This is a genomic window from Aquimarina sp. AU119, assembly GCF_900312735.1.
In the GTDB taxonomy this organism is placed as follows: Bacteria; Bacteroidota; Bacteroidia; order Flavobacteriales; family Flavobacteriaceae; genus Aquimarina; species Aquimarina algiphila.
Genome location: NZ_OMPF01000035.1, coordinates 93,162 through 114,956, shown reverse-complemented (window position 1 = coordinate 114,956; position 21,795 = coordinate 93,162). Strand labels below are relative to the sequence as shown.

The 21,795-nt window shown below is 30.5% G+C and carries 15 protein-coding genes; 12 read left to right on the top strand and 3 right to left on the bottom strand.

All coding sequences use genetic code 11. The annotated features are described in order from the left end of the window. Positions 1–80: 80 nt before the first annotated feature. Entirely contained in the window at positions 81–779 is a 699-nt protein-coding gene (folE, locus tag DK442_RS25600; RefSeq protein WP_109438761.1) for a GTP cyclohydrolase I FolE, read from the bottom strand. Between the two features lie 287 nt (positions 780–1,066). Between folE and DK442_RS25595 the strand changes: the two genes are divergently transcribed. After that, the gene (locus DK442_RS25595; RefSeq protein ID WP_200825174.1) at positions 1,067–1,561 is read left to right on the top strand and encodes a CIA30 family protein; all 495 of its coding nucleotides are present in this window, start codon (positions 1,067–1,069) and stop codon (positions 1,559–1,561) included. A gap of 132 nt (positions 1,562–1,693) precedes the next feature. On the opposite strand, the gene DK442_RS25590 is transcribed toward DK442_RS25595, so the two are convergent. Continuing rightward, positions 1,694–2,125, bottom strand: a complete 432-nt coding sequence (locus DK442_RS25590; protein WP_109438759.1) for a hypothetical protein — start codon at positions 2,123–2,125, stop codon at positions 1,694–1,696. Positions 2,126–2,175: 50 nt separating this feature from the next. After that, positions 2,176–2,397, bottom strand: a complete 222-nt coding sequence (locus DK442_RS25585; protein ID WP_109438758.1) for a hypothetical protein — start codon at positions 2,395–2,397, stop codon at positions 2,176–2,178. Positions 2,398–3,672: 1,275 nt separating this feature from the next. Between DK442_RS25585 and DK442_RS25580 the strand changes: the two genes are divergently transcribed. From DK442_RS25580 to DK442_RS25530, 11 genes are all read left to right on the top strand, one after another. Beyond that, on the top strand, positions 3,673–4,632 hold the full coding sequence (locus tag DK442_RS25580; protein WP_109438757.1) for an FHA domain-containing protein: 960 nt from the start codon (positions 3,673–3,675) through the stop codon (positions 4,630–4,632). Positions 4,633–4,686: 54 nt separating this feature from the next. After that, positions 4,687–8,775 carry a TOMM system kinase/cyclase fusion protein gene (locus DK442_RS25575; protein WP_109438756.1) on the top strand — a complete coding sequence of 1,363 codons (4,089 nt, stop codon included), beginning with the start codon at positions 4,687–4,689 and terminating at the stop codon, positions 8,773–8,775. A gap of 51 nt (positions 8,776–8,826) precedes the next feature. Further along, complete coding sequence (locus DK442_RS25570; protein ID WP_109438755.1) at positions 8,827–9,777, top strand: hypothetical protein; 951 nt, start codon at positions 8,827–8,829, stop codon at positions 9,775–9,777. Between the two features lie 267 nt (positions 9,778–10,044). Beyond that, positions 10,045–10,959 carry a hypothetical protein gene (locus DK442_RS25565; RefSeq protein ID WP_109438754.1) on the top strand — a complete coding sequence of 305 codons (915 nt, stop codon included), beginning with the start codon at positions 10,045–10,047 and terminating at the stop codon, positions 10,957–10,959. Positions 10,960–11,132: 173 nt separating this feature from the next. Continuing rightward, positions 11,133–13,391, top strand: a complete 2,259-nt coding sequence (locus DK442_RS25560) for a TOMM precursor leader peptide-binding protein (RefSeq protein WP_109438753.1) — start codon at positions 11,133–11,135, stop codon at positions 13,389–13,391. Between the two features lie 15 nt (positions 13,392–13,406). Continuing rightward, a complete protein-coding gene (locus tag DK442_RS25555; RefSeq protein WP_109438752.1) occupies positions 13,407–14,702 on the top strand; it encodes a KamA family radical SAM protein in 1,296 nt (431 codons plus the stop codon). A gap of 527 nt (positions 14,703–15,229) precedes the next feature. Further along, on the top strand, positions 15,230–15,589 hold the full coding sequence (locus tag DK442_RS25550; RefSeq protein ID WP_109438751.1) for a hypothetical protein: 360 nt from the start codon (positions 15,230–15,232) through the stop codon (positions 15,587–15,589). A gap of 441 nt (positions 15,590–16,030) precedes the next feature. Beyond that, positions 16,031–16,612, top strand: coding sequence for an RNA polymerase sigma factor (locus tag DK442_RS25545; protein ID WP_109438750.1), 582 nt, complete (start codon positions 16,031–16,033; stop codon positions 16,610–16,612). Between the two features lie 3 nt (positions 16,613–16,615). Next, positions 16,616–17,356: a tetratricopeptide repeat protein gene (locus tag DK442_RS25540; protein ID WP_109438749.1), complete on the top strand. Its 741-nt coding sequence runs from the start codon at positions 16,616–16,618 to the stop codon at positions 17,354–17,356. A 191-nt stretch (positions 17,357–17,547) separates the two neighbouring features. Beyond that, positions 17,548–20,739, top strand: a complete 3,192-nt coding sequence (locus DK442_RS25535) for a CHAT domain-containing tetratricopeptide repeat protein (RefSeq protein WP_160114361.1) — start codon at positions 17,548–17,550, stop codon at positions 20,737–20,739. 291 nt (positions 20,740–21,030) lie between these two features. Continuing rightward, entirely contained in the window at positions 21,031–21,279 is a 249-nt protein-coding gene (locus DK442_RS25530) for a GlsB/YeaQ/YmgE family stress response membrane protein (RefSeq protein ID WP_109438747.1), read from the top strand. Positions 21,280–21,795 lie beyond the last annotated feature (516 nt).

Here is a 21,795-nt window from a genome sequence, read left to right as displayed (position 1 = left end):
AGTACACATTTGATGCCTCATGATTTTTACATTAAGAAATTCATAATTTTCTATTATTAGTTTCTCTTTCTTATCAATTTTTAAGTATTGAGATAGTTCTGTAATTCTGCTATCTTGTTAGGTGTGTTAAATACTCCTCCATAATAACAGGTTACTGTTGCAGATGTATCATCTTTAATTCCTCGTGAGGATACGCACAAATGTTTAGCATCAATAATAACCGCAACATCTTCTGTGTTTAATACTTCTTTTAGTTCTATTGCGATTTGATTTGTTAATCGTTCTTGTACTTGAGGCCGCTTTGCAAAATATTGTACAACTCTATTCAATTTTGATAACCCAATCACTTTACCTGATGAAATGTATGCAATATGTGCTTTACCAATGATAGGCACAAAATGATGTTCGCAGTTAGAATAAAATGTGATATTTTTTTCAACTAACATTTGCTGATATTTATATTTATTATCAAACAATGCAATCTTCGGTTTATTCTGTGGATCCAATCCCGAAAAGATTTCATCAATATACATTTTTGCAACTCTTTTTGGAGTTCCTTTAAGAGAGTCATCTGATAAATCTAACCCCATAACGTCCATAATTTCTGCAAACAAATGAGTGATACGTTCTTTTTTTTCATTATTTGATAACTCAAAAGCATTTTCTTTCATCGGGGTTTCTATTCCGGTACTGATATGATCATCTCCTATTTCATCTATAGAAAAACCATTTAAATTGTAACCATTAGGCTTTAATAAAGTTTCGGTTTCTAGTTTCATTTATGTTTTTTTAGAACTGTAATTGATAAAAATTAACTGTCATCATTAAATACAGAAAGATTGTAAAAAAAGATTTCTCTGTTTTGAAAATTTATTGATGCATTATATATTCAAATTTACAATATTGTTTAATATTTTTTTACATTAGTTAAACAAAAATTAACATAGTGCTATAAGTTTTATTGATTGAAGCATCGTAAATTTGTTGACATTCAGTTTTTTGGAAAACTTTTTTATACACTTGATTTATGAATTCTTTGTTCCTGTTCTGTTGTTTTTTAATGCTTATGAATAACCCTTTACTCATTTTTGATTTTAATAAAGATACCGATAGTACTAGTTGGAAAATAGTTGATGATAAAGTTATGGGAGGTCGTTCTGGGGGTAACTTCTATATTAATAATGAAGGTTCTGGAGTTTTTGAAGGATATGTATCCTTAGAAAATAATGGTGGCTTTTCTTCGGTGAGATATAATTTTGAGTCCAGAAATGTTGATAATTATAGCAAAATTGTTGTTCGTTTGCGAGGAGACGGAAAACGTTACCAGTTAAGAGTTAAGTCAAATAAAAGTGATTCACATGCTTATATCAATTATATCTTGACAACAAAAAATTGGCAAGTGATCGAGATACCTTTATCTGAAATGTATCCTACTTTTAGGGGGAGGAAGTTGGATATTCCTAATTATCCAGGTACAACTCTTGAAGAAATAGCTTTTCTTATTGGAAATAAAACAGCTGAGCAATTTAAATTGGAGATCGATAGCATATCATTGCATTAATCCTGTCTATTTATGATAAAATAATTTTGAGATTAGTATAATCTACTAAAGGGCAATACATAAAGAGGAAAAATATAATATAGATATTAATTTCTTTTTTAACCCATTGATCAAAAATTTTACTCTAAAGAATTAAATTGAATCTACGTGAGGAAATCTTAGATCATAATCTGCTTTTAAGTGTATTAATTTTTCAAAAAAAGAAGCATTTTCTTTATGGGTTCTATTGTTTTTGAAATGAATAAACCTACCCTGAGCATGAATACTAATTCCATTAGTTTTATATAAATAAAATTGGTAATAAGGTATAACCCAAGTGTAATTTTTTAGCCCTTTATTTATCCCTATTAAAATTCCATTAGGTCTTAATTCAATATTGCCATAATTGAGGTCAGAAACAGTGTTTAAGTAAGATTTCAAATTAGGACTCACTTCTTGTATTATCATACGTTTTGAACCTATACCATTTAATTTTAAACGTTGTAAAAAGGAAAATGGTTTTCCAATCAAATTGTTGATTGTTTTTCTGGTATCTTTATTCGTATAAGTAGTTTCTAAAACCATTTTTTTCAAAATGTTATTTATAAGTAAGTTTTTGTGGTTAAATAACCAATTTAAACAACAGGTGTCCCTTTAAGTCGTTTTTCTATTTTCTTCTTCTTAGCAGTTACGCGTTTCATAATATCCATAAGTTTGGTATCCTTGGTTTTTTTATAAATTTCATTTATTGCCAAAATAATTGATTTGGCTTCTCTTGAAGCTACGACCCGATCACTTGTACTCATGTTACTCATTTTCATCCCTTCAAATTCTAAGGCTCTTTTTATTAGTTCCATAATTAAATTTTTATTTAAAGATACAAATTGTTTAATAATAGATCGAAAACTTTAAACAAAATTAACATTACATAGAATTTGAGTTAAAAATTTGATTTCATTAAAGATGTTTTTAGTCAGATAATAGATTAGATTTTTTAAAAAGTTATAATCTAAGATAAGTGGTTCATAATGTATACTAGCATCTTTTTCGAATTTATGCTAAGAAGACAGTGTTTTTCTGGTGAGTAAATGCTTGGATGAATGACTTAAAAATATTAATTAAATATAATAGTAATACATTTCATTTGTATGAGCATTCCTTATTTAAGATAGAAATTAAAAGCAAATATTTGGAGAATCAAATTGGATGAAAATAAAAAAGTGACACTGCAAATAGATATATTCCCCCAAAATACCCGATTTTTTTTGTGTCACTTTTTTGATACGCCCAACTTACATTAAGTTTTCCAAAAAAAATATTTCATCTTATTTCATCAAAGTAATAAAGCTGAGTTTTTTTGGCTTTTTTAAGTGTAACAAATTCATTGTAAATGTTTTAATAAAAGATTAAAAACAATGTTTAAATTTTGTGCAAAATCCAATATACTTTATTGACTTATTAAAAGTACGGTAAAACCATAAACAATTGTATATCAGACATTTAATTTTGTTTTTTTTCTTAAAAAAATGATAATCTTTTTTATATTTGATAAGTACTAAATAACCTTTAAAATGTGAAGCTATTGGGATGAAATATTCTTTTTTATACCCCAAAAAAGAGTGTATTGAGCTTGTGATTATAAATGTTATGGATGATTAGGTATTCATGATTTTTTTAAACTGAAATTTAAAATTATATAAATTTATTATAACACATAAAATCTAAATACTTAGTAAACATATCAATTAGTCATAATTAACTCCAATCGTACTCCTTTTTCGTTGCTAAAGTATTTATAATAGGTGCTCTGATATAGATATAAATTGTTTTTATATTAATAGTAGGTAGTAATGGATTTATGTGTTTTCAAGTATTATTTAGTTAGACAATTATGACAATACCATAGGTTTTGATTGTTATAAAAGTTTATAAACAGGGGTTTTAGAGATCTGTTTTGTTAATTATAATGTCTTGATATATTAATGCTTCTTAGGTGTTATAGGGAGATTTATGGTAAAGATATTTTGATCATATGATGTATTCAGCATTTATTTTATGCTTTAAAATCAGAAAATAACAGAACCGAATTTAAATAGTGTAAGAATTTTATAACAGAAAAAGGTTCGCTCGCAATGGGAATTATAAAAAATAACCGTACACAAGAAATTATATACCTTAATACTCAACATACGTTTGGGAGAAATCGACATACTTCCAATACTTATCTTTCTGAACAAGATATATCACAGTCTCATGCATTAATATCTTGGAAAGGTAGTCATTGGTATATCCAGGATCATAGCAGAAATGGTACTCTGGTGAATGGAGAATATATTAATCATGCGACCGTGAAACTTTCTAAAGGATCCAAAATCCAGTTTGGAGAGCAGGAAACTACACAGTGGGAAATGATAAATTTAGATTCTCCTTCAAGTTATCTGAAGTCATTAGAAAATCCAAGTAAAATAATTGAGTTAACCTCTTGTCATGCCTTTCCAGATGATGAAAAACCTGAAGTTCTTATTTATCCTGGAGATACAACCTGGAAATTAGAAAAAAATGGAGAAGCTCTTGATTTAATTCAGGATGAGGTGTATGGTATTGATAATGAGGAATATGTGTTTGTAGAGAATAACATATTAGAAGATACTATGGATAATGGGCATGTCGTAAATAATGCCTATTTCCAATTTATATTGAGTTCTGATGAAGAACATATTCGAATTAAAATTATTACTCAAAGTCAAGAATTAGATTTAGGAGAACGAGTACATAATTATATTTTATTGGCCTTGGCAAGAAAAAGATTAACAGATGTTAATAAAGGTCATGTTTTGGGGGATCAAGGTTGGATTACCATTGATGATTTACTAAAAGATATGAGTAGAGAATTCGGTAAAGAATTAGATGTATATTACTTAAATCTTAAGATTTATCGCCTTAGAAAATTATTGCTAGAAACAAAACCATACGGATATCTTTTTTCTAATATAATAGAAAGAAGGTACGGAGAAATACGGCTTGCACATCGTTACTTTCAAATACTTAAGGAAGAAGAATGTATTGGAGAAGTATTGGCTGTCGAAAGTTGAAACACGTTTCAAAACAATAAAGAAGTTTATGCAAATCACTAATACTACTTGACCATGAAAAATGTTTCGACAACCCACAAATCAGATGTCGATATTGATCTTAAAAACTATAGAATACAAGAAAAAATAGGAGAAGGAGGGTATGGTAAAGTTTTTAAGGCAGAGCAAATAAGCACAGGTCAGACGGTGGCTATCAAAATGCTTAAATTTAAAGATACGCTCAGCGAACAATCAAAAAAGCAACATATTGCTCGTTTTGAAAGAGAAACACAATTGTGTGTGCAAATTAACCACCCTAATATCGTTACACTTTTAGATAAGGGGTATACTATTGATGAAGAACCTTATGCTGTTTTCGAATATATTTCAGGAGAAACATTAAAAGACCTTATCAATCGTACTAATGGTTTGTCTGCAGAAGAAACCGGAGTGTTGATGGAACAGGTTTTAGATGCTCTTGAATGTGCTCATGCCAAAGGAATTATTCACCGTGACCTAAAACCACATAATATCATGGTCACCAAAAGAAAAACCAAATCCTATGTAAAAATATTGGATTTTGGGATGGGAACGTTTTCTTACGATTTTAAATCTGATGATTATAAAGATTTAACATTAACTCAAGAAGTTATAGGTACACCTGCCTACAGTGCGCCAGAACAATTAAGAGGAGAACCTCCTACTGTAAAATCAGATTTATATGCCTGGGGATTAATATTCTTAGAATGTCTTACGGGCCAGCCGGTAATGAAGGGTACAAGTGTTGCCGAAATATTTCAACAGCAATTAAATGCTGTTAATGTTCCTTTACCACCATCGATTATGGATCATCCTATTGCCAAAATACTAAAAGATGTATTGCATAAGGATCCTCGTCAACGTATTCATAATGCAGAGATGATTTCTGAAGCATTTGCAGAAATAAATTTGAGCACAATTGTAGGGCAAATACAACCGCAAAATACAATTGTACAACCTGCTGAAGATGCCACTCAAATTAATCAATTTGCCTGGCTTAGTAATCATAGTGAGAAACGACAACTTACTGTACTTTGTGCAAAACTTAACTTATCGATATCAGGTAAGTCTGCCTTGGATATAGAAACCCTTGAAGCTATTCAAAAAGATCAACTACACCTTTGTAAGGATATGGGAGTACGTTTTGGAGCTCATATTTCTGGTACCATGGCTGATACCATTATTATGTATTTTGGATATCCACAGGTAAGTGACAATGATGCCAGACGTGCTGGTAGAACAGCATTAGAACTCATAAGTCAATTACAAAAAAGAAGTGCATTACTCTATGCTCAGCACAGAATAAAAATTGATATACGAGTTGCGATCAATTCTGGTACAGTACTTATCAAACATAAAAGTGCCCCAGAAGGATTGGTAACCAATACAGCATTTAATCTTTTATACGAAACTCAACCAGGGCATATTCTGGTAGGAGAGACTACCAAAAAATTATTGGATCCTTATTTAGAGTTCGAACCTCATAGTAGTCAGGGGTTTTCTGGAAGTGGTCATGCAACATCTACATTCTTACTTACTGGTGAGCGTCCTGCAGAAGCACTGTCAAATCTTAGTTTACGTAGTGCCGAACAAAAAATGATCGGTCGGGAAACAGAACAACAACAGGTTCTAGAGACGTGGGAGTCGATTGTATCTGCAAACGGAAAAACTGTATTGATTAAAGGTCAAGCCGGAATAGGAAAGTCTAAACTTATTTATGAAACTAAAAAACAAATCATTAATGAAGAGTTTTTAGTTAGAGAATGTCGTTGTCTTCCCGAATACCAGAATAATGCATTGTATCCTATTTTTGAGATGCTTAAAAAAGATGCAGAAATACATGAAGATATTACCGATAGCATCCCGCAACTTCAAAAAGTATTACAAAAAGCGGGTTGTGATCCTGCTGTTGCTATCCCTGTACTATGTTCCTGGTTTTCTATTCCTTTGGGAGATTCATATCCAACCTCAGATGCTTCTCCTTTAGAACAAAAAGAAATATTATTTAACACATTAGAAAAATGGATTTTGAGTATTGATACTCAACAAAAATTCATGTTGATTGTAGAAGATTTACATTGGATAGATCCAACAAGTCTTGAGTTTCTAAATATATTGGTCACAAAAAATTCTACGCAAAACTATTTTTTACTGCTTACTGCTCGGCCAGAGTTCACTACCGATTGGACAGAGGAACAAGTAACTACTATAGTCTTAGATATACTTAACAAGACCTATACAGAATCATTGATCAAAGATCTTATTCATCAAAAACCTATTGAAACCAAAGCGCTAGGTTATATTGTAGAACGATCTGATGGAATTCCTTTATTTATTGAAGATCTAACCAGTATGTTGCTTGAACAAGATTACTTGGTTTTAGATAACGGAACCTACCAACTGGCAGAAAAATTTGATACGTCCTCAGTACCAGTAACTTTAAAAGGTTTACTCAATACAAGATTAGGACGTACCGGTTTTGCCAAAGAAACGGCACAATTGGCAGCAGCTATTGGTCGTGAGTTCACCTATGATCTCTTGGTAAAAGCATCCATGCATGATGAAGCTATGGTACAAGGTAATCTTAATGTACTACAGGAAGCTAATCTGATATATCGTCAACGTCGAGTACATAATGAGATTTATATTTTTCGTCATGCATTAATTCGAGATGCGGCATATGAGAGTATGGTGTCTCAGTTAAAAAAAGAGGTACATAGCAGAATTGCAGAGGCTATAGAAAATAATTTTAAAGAAATTATTAAGGAAAATCCATTTGAATTGGCTAGACATCAGGCTGAAGCTGGGCAATATGAAAAAGCTTCAAAATTAGGATTAGAAGCCGTCAGAAAAGATATTAAAAACTCAGCTAATGAAGAAGCGTTGAGTTTACATCTTGTAATTAAAGAATGGATAGACCACATTGAAGACGAAAGTCAAAAGATAGAAACAGAATTAGTGTTAAATGATTTAATTCTGCCTGCCCAAATGGCGATCAGTGGTTATGGTAGTAGAGAAGTAATTAAAATTAATAAAAGAAACGAGCTATTGATTAGTAAAGCTCAGGCTGATAATAATATTATTTCAAATAAAATAATAAATGAAATAGCTCATAAAATTGAATGGGGTTTGTTTTTGAATTATCATTTCCATTCAAAACGTAAGGATGCTGGCAAAGTAGCTAAAAGTATTTTGTATAAGCTTAAAAAATATCCGAACAGAGATATAGAAGTTGGAGTTTTGCCATTAATTGCTCAGGCGTTTCATGCGGATGGAAAATTAGATGAAGCGGAAAAACTTTGTAATAGAGTATTCGAAATATATAAGGCAGATACTGATATTGCAATTGGGTTTAATTATAATATGGAGCCAAAAAGTTCTTCATATTATTTTTTGTCTAGTATTTATTTGTTTATGGGAGCCCCTAAGAGAGCCGAAGAATACGCTTTAGAAGGGATAAAATGGTCTGAAGAAATAAAACATCCAGTTTCAATAACACTTGCATATTTGTTTTATGCACTATTTGGATATTTTTTGGATGATAAGGAACTAGTTAGAAATATAGTAAAGAAACATGATTCATTGCACAAAGATGAATCAGGTAAAAACTGGGTTACTACACATTTAAAAATGATAGAAGAATGGAGTCATGGAAATGTAGAATACGCTGAAACATATGTAAAAGATACTATATCAAGTCAACAATATTATGCATTATCATGGTATGAACCATCTTTAGCACAAACTTATTTAACTAAAAACCATGTTGAAAAAGCAATTCATTTGTTAGAAAAATCTTTGGAACGAAGCTTGAATGATAAAGAAGTTTGGACATTATCTTTGGTAAGAAGAGTATTAGCAGAATGCTATTATGCGAAATATAATGCTTTGAATGAAAAAGTGAAATTTCAGTTAATTACATCGATAAAAGATGCAAATAATATTGGGGCAAAATGGTTTGAATTGGAAGCGTTAGTAACTTATGGGGAATTACATAGAAAAGAAAAGATATTATTACCTGAAAGTACATTAAAAAATATTAGCTCACTTTTAGATGTTATGGTAGGAATTGAAAAAACTAAATTAAAAGTTAGAGCTCATAAGCTTCTGAATACAGATTTGTAAACGTGCACAATGAAAATAATTGTAAAACTCTATTATTAAAAATTTAAAATTATGGAAGAAACATTAGGAAAAGAATTAAAAGAAGTATTAATATCTGATAAGAATCAATTAGTACAAAAAACTAAAACCTTAAAAGGGAAAGTTAAAGTGCTTTTTTATTCAAATGATACCTTAAAAAATCAAATGCTTTCTTATGATGCTATAGTTGGAAGACTTAATATCTTAGAGGAGAAAGCAAAAAGAGAAGTGAAAATTGAAACAAAACATAGTATAGAATATATTGAAAACAAATTTAAAATTTTAAGAATTATATCTAAATATAATGAGATGAGCACTTTAATAGGTGTTTATAATGAGTATAACGAAGCTTTTTTAGATTCTAATGAATCTAGAAGGGCTATGTTAATAGATTCAGGGTGCTTGTTTTATAAGGACAAAAAGGAACTAAAAGTTTATCCTATAGAAAATTATTTAGAAAACGAAGATGAACTTCTAGAATTAGTAAAAGACAAAATAGAAAATAATACAGAGAATGATTTATATTTTTGGCAAGGTTGTGAGATGGCCATACCTAAAAATTCGAAAATTATTTTAAATTTTAATAAGCCTTACCCTTCTGTATACATCAAGAAAAAAGAAGGAGAAGATGAAATATTTATTGAAGAAAATTCGTGGCATGTTAATTATATTGCTGATAAAGGGTTTTTAGAAGTAATTGAAGATCAACATAACAGTAATTTTTTAAGTGCTATTGCAGAAAACGAGATTATTTCGGTAAAAACAAATAAAGTATCTATCTCAAAAAAGGAATTTGCTAATATACTTGAGGAAAACGGAAATTTACAAAAGAGTTATCAAGCAATTGATATGAAGGTTTTAAAAGCACTTAAAGATTGTGAAGTAGTAGTTCAAATGCCATATATAACTCCTAGTGCTGATATGCTTGTGAAAGTATCATTTAAGGGGTCAGAGGCTGATGAGTTAATTCTTTCAACTTCGTGAGATTATTTTGCTGTGGGATTAAATAGTGGTCTATAAATATTTTTGAAGAATATTAAAATATCATAAAAGCATCTATATTTTTAGGTAAGAGATTTAATTTCTAGTATATTTTTTAAGAGTTTGATTTTTAGTTGGTTAAATCCATATTTGTATAACGTTGAAGCCATATCATTTTCATTTTTTACTATTGAAATGGTAGATGTGTTATGTTTATTTTACTAAAAATTAAACTCTTTAATATAATAATAACTCTTAAAATTTTAAAGCATGCTTACAAAAGAATTAAAAACTTCCGCAGTAAAGAAAGAACTGGATTTACAAGAATTTGTTCGAAATGAAGTAAAATCATTATTTGACATGAAGCCAAATAATGATCCTTTGTATCAAGTCTATGATACTATAGATAAAGCAATATCTGCAAAATTTAAAATACCTGATAATAAAGAGGATACTACAAAGATTGATATATTAAGAATTGTAGAGTTCTTTAATACATTCCATTTTTTTGAATCTATTAATGATTTTATCCGAGATGCTTATGTAAATTATAATCATTTAAGACATGGTTTTCTAACCAATGGAGTTTTATTAAGAACAGAAAAGATAGAAGATGAGTTAAAAGTTAAAACTGGATATACGATACAAGAACTGGTAAAATTACATATAGAAAAACCAGAGATGTATAAAAATATACTTAATGAGATAAAAGGAGAGCTAGAAGGATTTATTGCTACAGGTTCTGGAGAAAAATGGTATTTCTGGCCAGGTTGTGAGATGAAAATCCCAGTTAGAACAAATATTGTTTTAGATACCTCTATTTCAAAATCTAAATTTGTAATTACAGAAAAAACGGGAGATACAAATCATAATAAATCTCAAATTGTTATGGAGGAAAAACCATATCAACTTGAATTTTCGATTTTAATGGATACTGACTTTTTTTATAAAAAGACAGATAATGATAAACAAAAATTAAACCCTGGTTTTTTTAATATTAATAAGTCATCAGAAAATTATACTACTGTAGATTTTAGTGAAATTGAGCTTGAACTACAAAAAGGAGAGAAGTATGATTATACGCTTTATATTCCTTATGCAAGCCCTAGATTGGATGTGAAAACTAATATGAAAATTTTTAATACAGATGAAACAGTAGAAGAATTTATTGCTACCTGTACTTGATTTTAGGTCAATATATGTTTCTGGGATATTCTTAAAAACTCATAAACAATTTTTCTTTTATTACATAAATAATCAATGTCGTTTAGAGCTTTGTTAGGCGATATTGATTATTTATCTTTAGATGTTTTTATTACTATCAATTTTAAAGCCTTCCTAAGAAACCTTCAAATACAATGCCCAATACATTTTACAGAATTAAAGAAAATTATGCCAAAGTAAAGGTAAATGATCACTATACTATAATGTCTTCAGAGCAAGATAGTGTAGTACTACAATCTCCTTTAGCGATTCAACTTTTGGATGTGATTACTACCAATACAATAACAAAAGACGATATCATAGCTAATTATAATCAATATGGCAGTAATCTTAGTGAAGTATTAATTACACTTCACCAATTAGAAACCGAGGGGTATATCACACATACTAAACCGATATTTACTCCAGAAGAAACTGCCTATTGGGAAGAATTGGGGTATCATACACAGAAGCTGTCTTCTGTATTTAGTACCAAAACTATTGCTGTCAAAACTCTGGGTTCTATAGATGATGCTGTTTTTAAAGAATCATGTATTGCGACAGGCTTACAATGGTCAGATACTCCATATGTGACGATTGTATTGACTACAGATTATTTGCACCCTGATCTGGAGCAAATTAATACCGAGATGATCGAGCAGCATAAGCCCTGGGTATTGATAAAATTGGAGGGTACGACTCCATATGTTGGGCCACTTATGGTCCCTGATGCAGAAGATGCTGCTTGTTGGAAGTGTTTACAACATCGATTAATGCTACATGATCAGGAAAATAAATTGTATCAGGCATTGGCCAAGACTAATGATACCATTGCTCGTCCTTTGGTGAGTCACCCTATATCAAAGCAATTAGCAACCAGTGTGGCCATCTCAGAACTGGTTTCATGGTTATATCATGAGCAAAATGAATCGTTATGTAATACCTTAATTTCATTAGAGACCAAAACTGGTGAACGTAAAATAAACCACGTCGTAAAACGGCCACAATGCCCATCTTGTGGTGATATAGAAATAGTAAAACAACATCCTATCCCCATCCAATTACAATCACAGGATACTATTGCTGATTATCCAGGAGGATATCGCTCGGTTTCGCCAGAAGAAACTTTACAAAGATATAAACATCATGTGAGTGCCATAACTGGGGTTGTCCCGTATGTAAAAGAATACCACCCTGTTGATGATGTACCCATCTACAATTTTGGCTCTGGAAAAAATCTGGCATTACAAAGTTCATCACTATTCTGGTTAAACTTACATCTAAGAAGTGCTAATGGAGGTAAAGGAAAAACAGCAATACAAGCCAAAACTGGAGCTTTATGTGAAGCTATAGAACGATATAGCTTGATGTATCAGGGAGAAACCTATACGGTTTCAGCTTCTTATGCTACTTTAGAAAAGGCAATTCATCCAAATACCTGTATGCTATATAGTGATGATCAATATCAAGATCGGGAACGTATTAATACTAAAAGTACAAAGTTCTATTCATTGATTCCAATTCCGTTTGATGTTAATGAAATAATGGATTGGACACCAGTATATAGTCTTACAGAAAAAGAATTTAAATATCTCCCTTCTTGTTATTGTTATGCACAATATCCTTCAGTAGATGAAAAACGGTTATATGCATATCCTGATTCTAATGGCTGTGCGGCCGGAAATACTATAGAAGAGGCTATTTTACAAGGGTTTCTGGAATTGGTAGAGCGTGATGCTGCTGCTATCTGGTGGTATAATCGTGTGCAATATCCTGCAATAGCTTTAGAAACAGCTCAGAATCCATATATCAATCAGATGATTGCATATTATAAAAGTATACATAGAAGTTTGTATGTTTTGGATATTACCACAGATATTGGTATTCCAGTTTTCGTAGCGATCAGTCATAGTTTGAAAGAGAATGATAAAGATAAAATTTTATATGCTTTTGGAGCTCATGTAGATGCTAATATTGCTTTGGAAAGAGCTATCATAGAATTGAATCAATTGCTCCCTGTGGTGATCAATAAAAATGGATCTTATCTAACCACTGATCAGGTATTTATTGATTGGTTGGATACAGCTACGCTTCAGAATAATTCATATTTGATACCTGATGAAGGAGAAGATAAGAATATGCAAATAGATTATCCACGACTATGCAATGCCACGGTGTATGACAGCGTACAATTTTGTATAGAGAGGGCAAAGCAACTTGAACTCGAAACATTGGTTATTGATCTTACACAACCCGACGTTGGGCTTCCTGTGGCAAAAGTGATTGTGCCGGGATTACGACATTTTTGGAGACGTACAGCTCCTGGTAGATTATATGATGTACCAGTAAGAATGGGGAAATTAGAACATCCTCATACCGAGTCAGCATTAAACCCTTTGAGTATTTTTATTTAAAAACGAAAATCAGCCATGAAATTTATATCTTATAATAACACTTCATTTAAAAAAACAACGTACTATAAAAGATTACCCGAAAATGAAAGAGAAGTATTTGATATTTTATCTAGTGTTTTTCATTTTAAGGTAAATAATTATGTTCTAGAGCATCTTATTGATTGGGAAACAGTGCCCAATGATCCTATTTATAAATTGATTTTTCCGAGGAAAGAGATGTTGCAACCTACAGATTATAAGACATTACTCTTATTACATCAAAGCGGGCTTGATGAAAAAACATTATTTCAGTTTGTTCAAAAGGTAAAGAAGAAAATGTATCCAGAGGTAAAGCATGCTGAAACAAGTATCCCAAAGGTAAACGGAGTGAGGATTAGAGGAATGTATAGTAATTTTGAAACTATCGTAAGCCTATTTCCTGATCCTATGGCTAAAACATGCCATTCCTATTGTTCGTATTGTTTCAGATGGATTATGTTTAACAATAAAGAAGCACAACAAAACTCTTCATATACAGACCCTAATGAACCTGTTGAATATTTAAGAGCACATCCCGAAATTACTGACGTATTATTTACAGGAGCAGATCCACTAGTATTAAAAGCTAAAACATTACAGAAATATATCGATCCGGTTTTGGATATAGAATCTGTAAAAGTAATTCGTATTAGTTCAAAATCATTAGCGTGGTGGCCATTTCGATTTACAACAGATAAGGACGCTGATGAATTATTGAAATTATTTAAATACATTCAATCCAGGGGAAAACATCTTAATTTTTGTGCTCATTTCACTCATGTTAGAGAACTAGAAAATGATGTAGTCAAAGAAGCAATACAAAGAATAAGAGATACGGGGACCGTAATTCGATGTCAGGGACCTATTGTTGAAGGTATTAATGATACTCCCAAGGATTGGAGCGCATTATGGAACACTCAGATAGCATTAGGAATGGTTCCTTATTATATGTTTATAGAAGCTGATCATAACTCTGAGTCCTGTTTTAGAATTCCGTTAGCAAAAGCATTACAAATTTTTCAGGAAGCACAGAAAAAGACTACAGGTTTAGCAAGAACAGTTAGAGGCCCTGTTTTTATGAATGATTTGCATAGAACATTATTAGATGGTATTGTGACTGTTAATGATCAACGATATTTTGCATTAAAATCGTTACAAGCACCTCCTAATATGGTTGGTGAAGGTACAATCAAATTAATTCCGTATAGCGAAACGACCAAGGATGCTGGAGATTTGATTGCCTTGTTTAGTAAAGAACAAGAAGCTAGATCTACTACTGTTGATATTCTATAGCATCAAATGTCAAAGTAGAAACTCTTCATTATAATTTAATTTCTTCCCTTTTGGGTATCTGGATGGTATTTCCGCCATTTTTATACTTCATATCTATACTCATGAAATATTGTGAAATATTTTTTTGAGATGTCCCGATATATATTTGTCTCATCAAAATAAGTATAAAAAGCAAGATCAAAAATGATAACTCAGAATACTCAAAATCAATACAGAAAAAGCATGGTGTGCTGGGTGATTAAAATACTTTTTGTACTTCATAGATAAAATAATTCATGTTCTTTAAAAACAACATCAAATAAGGAAAATAGTTGGATACTTCTATTGGGGGAAATTATTTGATGTTAAGAAAAGCCAAGTAGACAGTTGAAATAATTGCGCTGTAGAGTTATTGGGGGAAAATTCTACAGCTCCTTGGCGTTTAATTAGGTTTTAAGAACAATAGAAATAACAATGAAATATCGTGAAATATGTTTTAGAAACCGTAATATTTAATTTCACATTATAATTAAAGAAATAAAGGGGCTATGGGACATTCATTAATTGACAAAAAAACGCAAGAGGTTAGATTTGGATACTGGCCGTTTCAGGATCGAGTAAAGACAACGCTTACATTGATCAGTTTGGAGAATGGGAGCTTTGATATCCACTACTTAGGCCAGTTTAATAAATTGAAAATAGGAAAAGTGGAAAACATAACAATTCCTGAACATGGCAATGTTACAAAAAGAATCAATGATTATCCTGAAATAAAATTTGAGATTTGTAAATACAATGTTGCCAATAATTATGCGGCTATGCAGGTTAAAATAGATGCAGAAGTTCCTGGTTTGGGTTGTCAAACTATTTATGATCAAACTTTATTAGATCATAAAATTGCATCCTAGAAACAACAAAAATAGAATCAAATGTTTAAAGCAATACATATAGAATCGAATGGTTGGGGAGTATCTCCATTTAATCTAACAAGATTGTTAAGAAAGTATATAAAAGTTTAGTCAGTACATTACGAATAGGGGGCTATTTAATAATGACAATGTTTATTTTCCAAGACTAATATATAAGGTTTGGCTATTTTGCCAAACCTTTTTTATTTTTAAATTCATGTAATAAAATTGGCTAAAGGCTATTAAGATGAGATAAGTACAGAAGTTGGTTTTAATTTTTAATTATTGAAAAACAGGGATTTATGATTTTTTTCTAAAATATTATTGATTAGAAATAGTTATTTTATCAGGTATATTAAAATTTAAAAATATCTTTACAAATGAATTACGATTTCAAAAATAGTATATTAAGATTAGAAAAGATTTAGCGATATATCGTTGATGGGCAAGGAAAACAATAACAAAATTATAACAGCATTCATTCAGAATGATGATAAAATTCTTAAAGAGTTTTATGTAAAGCATTTACCTATGGTAATTAGGTATGTTAACAAAAACTCTGGAAATGAATATGATGCAAAGGATGTTTTTCAGGATGCGATGGTTATTGTGTATGAAAAGGTTAAAAATAATACATTGGATATAAGTTGTTCTTTGGGGACATATGTATATGGTATCAGCAAAAATTTATGGCGTAATAGATTACGAAAGAATGATAAGATAATAATAACAGAAGATATTACCACAAATGATGGCGAAGGAGTAGAAACTATTATCGAAAATATAGATAGATTAGATAAAATATTCTTGATCCAAAAGTACCTTTTAGAACTTGGAGAAGGGTGTAAAGAAATCTTATTGTTATTTTTTGCAGGATATAGTTTACGTGAGATTGCTGAGAAAAGAAAGCTCACAGAAGCATATGCCAGAAAAAGAAAGTTCATCTGCCAAAAACAGTTGATGGAAAAGGCAGAGAAAGATCCGATTTTTAAGGAATTAAAAGAGTCATCTAATTACAAGTAAATCATGAAAAAGAATCAGGAATTATTTGAAAATATAGATGCGTACTTAAATGGTAATTTAGTAGGTGCAGATTTAGAGTTGTTTGAAAACACTTTAAAGTTAGATACTGAGCTACAGGAAGAGGTTGAGAAGTATCGTTTGATAAAAGAAGCTTTAAAAGATAAAGATATCATTAATTTTAGGGAGAAACTTAAGGATATCGATCGTGAAATAGAGGAAGAAAAAGTAAGAGAAATTCAACCCAAAAAATCATTTAAGACCTATTATAGAATAGCAGCTATTTTTATAGCAATAGTGGGTATATCTTCTTTGTTTTGGATATATCAGGAACCAGATTTGTATGCACAGTATTATGTTCCTTATCCTATGAATGAGCTTACTCGTAGTAGCGAGGAGTCTACAATAGAAGTGTTAAAAGAAGTATCACTACAGTATAAAAGAAAAGAGTATCAAAAGACAATTCCTGTTCTGGAACGTCTTATCCAAGAATATCCTAATGATGATCGATTAAAATTATATCTGGGGAATAGCTACCTCAATACTGATCAAGAAGAAAAAGCTATTACCTTATTTCAGAATATTGTGAAGAATGATACTCTTCATAACGATGCATTATGGTTTTTGTCATTAGCTCATGTGAAGACAGAAAATAATGGTAAGGCAATTACTTTTCTTAAAGAACTAACTTCTTACGAAAACTTATATAAAAAGAGCGCTATAGATTTGCTTGAAGAATTAGAATAACAATACTTTTTTTGAATCATAAATTCACTTTATAATTTCGTTGTTTTTTCGTAGTTTAAAACGATTACTAACCTCAAATATCATATTTTTAGTTACATTACGATTTAATATTTATTAACCTTTATATGATAATTACCCCACACTTTCGTCTAATACAAGTATTCTTTTTTTGCACTTTCCTTTTTTCTTTTATGGGTGCAACTGCACAAATTAAAATTGATACGACAAGGGCTTCGCAGTATTACAAAGAAGCAGATTCTCTGTTGATTCAAAAAAAGTATGAAGAATCTATTGCGCTTTTTAATAAAGCACTTCCTGAATATAAAAAAGCAAAAGCGTGGGAAAAAGTAGCAAGTTGTTATAATAAGATTTCTGAAAATCAGTGGTATAAAGGAGATGAGTCTCTTTTAAGCGCAAAAAAAGCATTAGAAATAAGTACAGATTACCTTATGGAAGGCAACAAGTTTGAGGCTGATTCTTATGATAATATAGGTTTTTATCATAAAGGAGTTCCGAATTATGATGAAGCTCTACAATATTATGAAAAGGCACTGAAAATAAGAGAAAAGATTTTTCCTAATGAACATCTTGATATCGCTAAATCCTATAGTAATTTAGGATCAGTTTACTGGAGCACATCTAAATATAAGGAGGCTCTAGAGTTTCATAAAAAGGCATTAGCTATTAATTTGAAAATTTTAGGTCCAGATCATTCAAAAACTGGACGAAACTATAATAATATTGGTCTTGTTTATGATAACTTGGGAAAACTTGATATCGCTTTAGAATATTATAAAAAGTTTTTGAACAATACTATAAGAAATTCTGGAAGCGATGATATTTATGTAGGATATAGTTATGTTAATATGGGGGTAACTTACCTTAACCTTAAACAGAATAATAATGCATTAAGTTATTTTCAAAAAGCATTGCCCATTTTACTTAAAGAAAATCGATTAAATGGACTAAAAGCTGTGTATCAAAATATGGGTATTGTATATGATATAAAAGGGGAATATGATAAAGCATTAGAATATCAAAAAAAAAGTTTAGAGATTGCTTCAAAAATATTTGGAGAACAGCACCCGGCTATAGGTGTTATATATGCAAATATTAGTGTTATATTTCATAAAAAAGGTGATGAAAAAAAAGAAATAGAGTATTACAAAAAAGCTTTGGAAATTTACACCGCTTCCTTAGGAGAAAATCATTATTTGGTTGCTCTATCGTATCATAATATGGGGAATACATATTCTATTAATAAAGAATATGATAAAGCACAGAAATATTTTAATAAAGCTTTAAGTATACGTAATAAGATTTTTGATAAGAATAATCCTAATATTTCGGTGTCATATAGTGGTATTGCGAATCTCTATTTTCGACAAAAAATGTATGATGAATCATTAAAATATCATAAAAAAGGTTTAACAATTCTACAAAACTCATATGGAGAACAACATCCTCGCGCGATAAGTTTATATAATAATATTGCATTTGTTTATCAGATACAAAAAAATCATGCAAAAGCAATTACTAATTTTGATAAAGCATTACTCTCAAATACTAAAAAGAAGTTTCAAAAAGGAATAGAAAACACTTTTGATCCTAACCATTATTCTGATTGGAAATTATTATTAGAAACACTTAAAGGAAAAGCTAAAACTCTTAAAGATTTATATCAAGAAAGTAATGACAGAGAGTTTCTTAATCAAAGTATAGTTATTTATAAAAATGCAGATGTGCTTATCAAGAATATGCGAAAAATATATCAAAATTACGAGGATAAAGTTGTTTTTGCTAAACAAGTAAAAGAAATCTATACAGATGCTATTAATACGTATTTATTAGAATATGAAGAGGCAAAAAAACGGTCATCTTTGACACGAATATTTTATTATATGGAGAGAAGTAAAAGCAATATACTAAAAGAACTCTTAAATGATTCTTATGCAAAAAGTTATACTGGATTGCCAAATGAACTGTTAACAACGGAAAAAATAATAAGAACAAATCGAGCTTTTTATATCTCGCAGATTTTAAAAGAAGAATCTAAAAAGTCAATTGATACGATAAAAATTGAGGAGTATGAAAATGAATTATTTAATATTAATAGAAGAAGAGATTCTTTAAATCAATCACTAGAAAAAAACTATCCTAAATATTTTAAGCTTAAATATAATAATGATATTGTTAAAACTTCTAATATCCAGAAACAATTAGATAACAAAACAACGTTATTAGAGTTTTTTACAGGAGATAGCATCACCTATGCTTTTACCATTTCTAAAAATGAAATTGCTGTGCAAGAATTAGCAACTCCAAAACTCACAAAACAGGTTGAACAATTTCGTAAAAGTATTACAAGTAAAAACATCCAAGAATTTAAAAAGCAATCACATTTACTTTATAATGCACTTATAGCTCCGGTAAAAGAACAACTTAAAGGAGATGAACTCGTTGTCGTTCCTGATGGTCCCTTATGGCATCTTAACTTTGAATTGTTACTGACTCAGAACGATGTATCAGAAAATCCGGGAGAACTTTCATATTTACTTAAAGATTATGCTATTACTTATGCCAATTCTGCGAATCTGTTGTTTAATCCTTTTAAAAAGGTAACATCGGAAGATGAGAAGGAAGGATGCCTTGCATTTTCTTTTTCAGATTCGACCAATATTGTAACCTCAAAAAACATAAGTCTTGCTACTTTAAGAGATACTGGGGATGACCTACCGGGAACTCGTAAAGAGATTAGAGCTATTGCCGATATTATCGATGGGCAATATTATTTTGGAGCAGAAGCAAATGAAGCTAACTTTAAGAAAAAAGCGAATCAGTATAAGATTGTACATTTAGCCTTGCATGGTGAGGTGGATAATGAAAGGCCAGAGAACTCTAAATTATTTTTTACCAAGTCTAACGATACAATAGAAGATAATTTATTGTATGCTCATGAGCTATTTGCTTTGGATATTCCATCAGAACTTACGGTATTAAGTGCTTGTAATACAGGAACAGGTAAAATTGCCAAAGGCGAGGGAATCATGAGTTTGGGTAATGCTTTTCAATATGCTGGGACCAAAAGTTTGTTGTTAAGTAGTTGGGAAGTACCCGATAATACTGCACCAGAATTGATGCGGTATTTCTATACCAATCTTAAAGCAGGGATGCATAAAGGCAAAGCCTTACAACAAGCAAAATTACAATACCTTAAAACAGCAGATCGATATCATAAGGATCCTTTTTACTGGGGAGGATTTTACCTGGTGGGGGATAGTGCTCCTATACAATTTAGGGATACTAATTCCTGGTATTGGATTATTGGATTAGGTGTTTTACTCATACTTGGATTGTTTTTATATAAGAGGAAAAGAGGGTAGTTTATATCATAGTATTGGTAGTACTTAAATTATACATTGTTTTATTATATTTCTTTAAGATATACATATATAATTAATTTGTAAACCTTGTTGAGTGTTTATATACTTGTATCATACATAGGTATGAATATATGTCCAAATCATTAATTGTCAAGACTATAATTATCAATTATATTTTGTGTCTCTAAACAATAAATTAAATGATTATAAATAAAATAATATCTAATAATGTTAACATTATTAGATATTTCTGTTAAATTAGTGGTGTTTCAATAATTTAGTTTTTTAAAAATGGGAATAATTATTACAATTCTTATAGGAGCAGTAGCTGGTTGGTTAGGTAGTCTAATTTACAAGGGTAGTGGCTTGGGTATTATTGGCAATATTATTGTTGGGATAGTTGGTAGTTTTGTTGGTTCCTGGCTTTTAGGAAAACTTGGTGTTAGTCTTGGCTCTGGATGGATTGGAGCAATACTTACTGGTGCCATAGGGGCAATACTTATTTTGTTTATACTCAATTTAATATTTAAAAAGCGGTAAGTATTTGTTCTTAGAAAATGTAAATAGTATGAACTTGTAGAAGTCTAATAACTCCAAACTTGAAGTACATCCATTGCTCTAACGAATGTCTATGACTTCGTAGTTTATTACAACATATTCTTAAAATAATAACAGCCACAATTTTACAAATGTGACTGTTATTTCAAGTTTTCTATACTTATTCTATTACTGTTGCTGCTACGAAACTGCAAACTTCGTAGAGCAGTTTAATGTAAAATATGTAACCTTTTTTAGGACGAGACATTCTTACCGCTTACTCAAAACGCCACTAGAGACACTTTAGAGGGAACGGGGATCTACGCAAAATCTTCTTGACCATTGGCATCAAAAATCCGCTCACATTCACCGTCTCCACTTTCGTTCCCTGCGCAATGACCTCCCTTAACTTGAATTAATACTGTTCTTTCTAACGTTTGCACTCCTTCTAAATTTAAAATGTTTTGTAACATACTATTAAAATATTTAATGATTTGTATATCTCTTGATCATTTTATA

Coding starts and splice junctions, on each gene's coding strand:
- folE (WP_109438761.1), bottom strand. CDS start 779: ATGAAACTAGAAACCGAAACTTTATTAAAGCCTAATGGTTACAATTTA.
- DK442_RS25595 (WP_200825174.1), top strand. CDS start 1,067: ATGAATAACCCTTTACTCATTTTTGATTTTAATAAAGATACCGATAGT.
- DK442_RS25590 (WP_109438759.1), bottom strand. CDS start 2,125: ATGGTTTTAGAAACTACTTATACGAATAAAGATACCAGAAAAACAATC.
- DK442_RS25585 (WP_109438758.1), bottom strand. CDS start 2,397: ATGGAACTAATAAAAAGAGCCTTAGAATTTGAAGGGATGAAAATGAGT.
- DK442_RS25580 (WP_109438757.1), top strand. CDS start 3,673: ATGGGAATTATAAAAAATAACCGTACACAAGAAATTATATACCTTAAT.
- DK442_RS25575 (WP_109438756.1), top strand. CDS start 4,687: ATGAAAAATGTTTCGACAACCCACAAATCAGATGTCGATATTGATCTT.
- DK442_RS25570 (WP_109438755.1), top strand. CDS start 8,827: ATGGAAGAAACATTAGGAAAAGAATTAAAAGAAGTATTAATATCTGAT.
- DK442_RS25565 (WP_109438754.1), top strand. CDS start 10,045: ATGCTTACAAAAGAATTAAAAACTTCCGCAGTAAAGAAAGAACTGGAT.
- DK442_RS25560 (WP_109438753.1), top strand. CDS start 11,133: ATGCCCAATACATTTTACAGAATTAAAGAAAATTATGCCAAAGTAAAG.
- DK442_RS25555 (WP_109438752.1), top strand. CDS start 13,407: ATGAAATTTATATCTTATAATAACACTTCATTTAAAAAAACAACGTAC.
- DK442_RS25550 (WP_109438751.1), top strand. CDS start 15,230: ATGGGACATTCATTAATTGACAAAAAAACGCAAGAGGTTAGATTTGGA.
- DK442_RS25545 (WP_109438750.1), top strand. CDS start 16,031: ATGGGCAAGGAAAACAATAACAAAATTATAACAGCATTCATTCAGAAT.
- DK442_RS25540 (WP_109438749.1), top strand. CDS start 16,616: ATGAAAAAGAATCAGGAATTATTTGAAAATATAGATGCGTACTTAAAT.
- DK442_RS25535 (WP_160114361.1), top strand. CDS start 17,548: ATGGGTGCAACTGCACAAATTAAAATTGATACGACAAGGGCTTCGCAG.
- DK442_RS25530 (WP_109438747.1), top strand. CDS start 21,031: ATGGGAATAATTATTACAATTCTTATAGGAGCAGTAGCTGGTTGGTTA.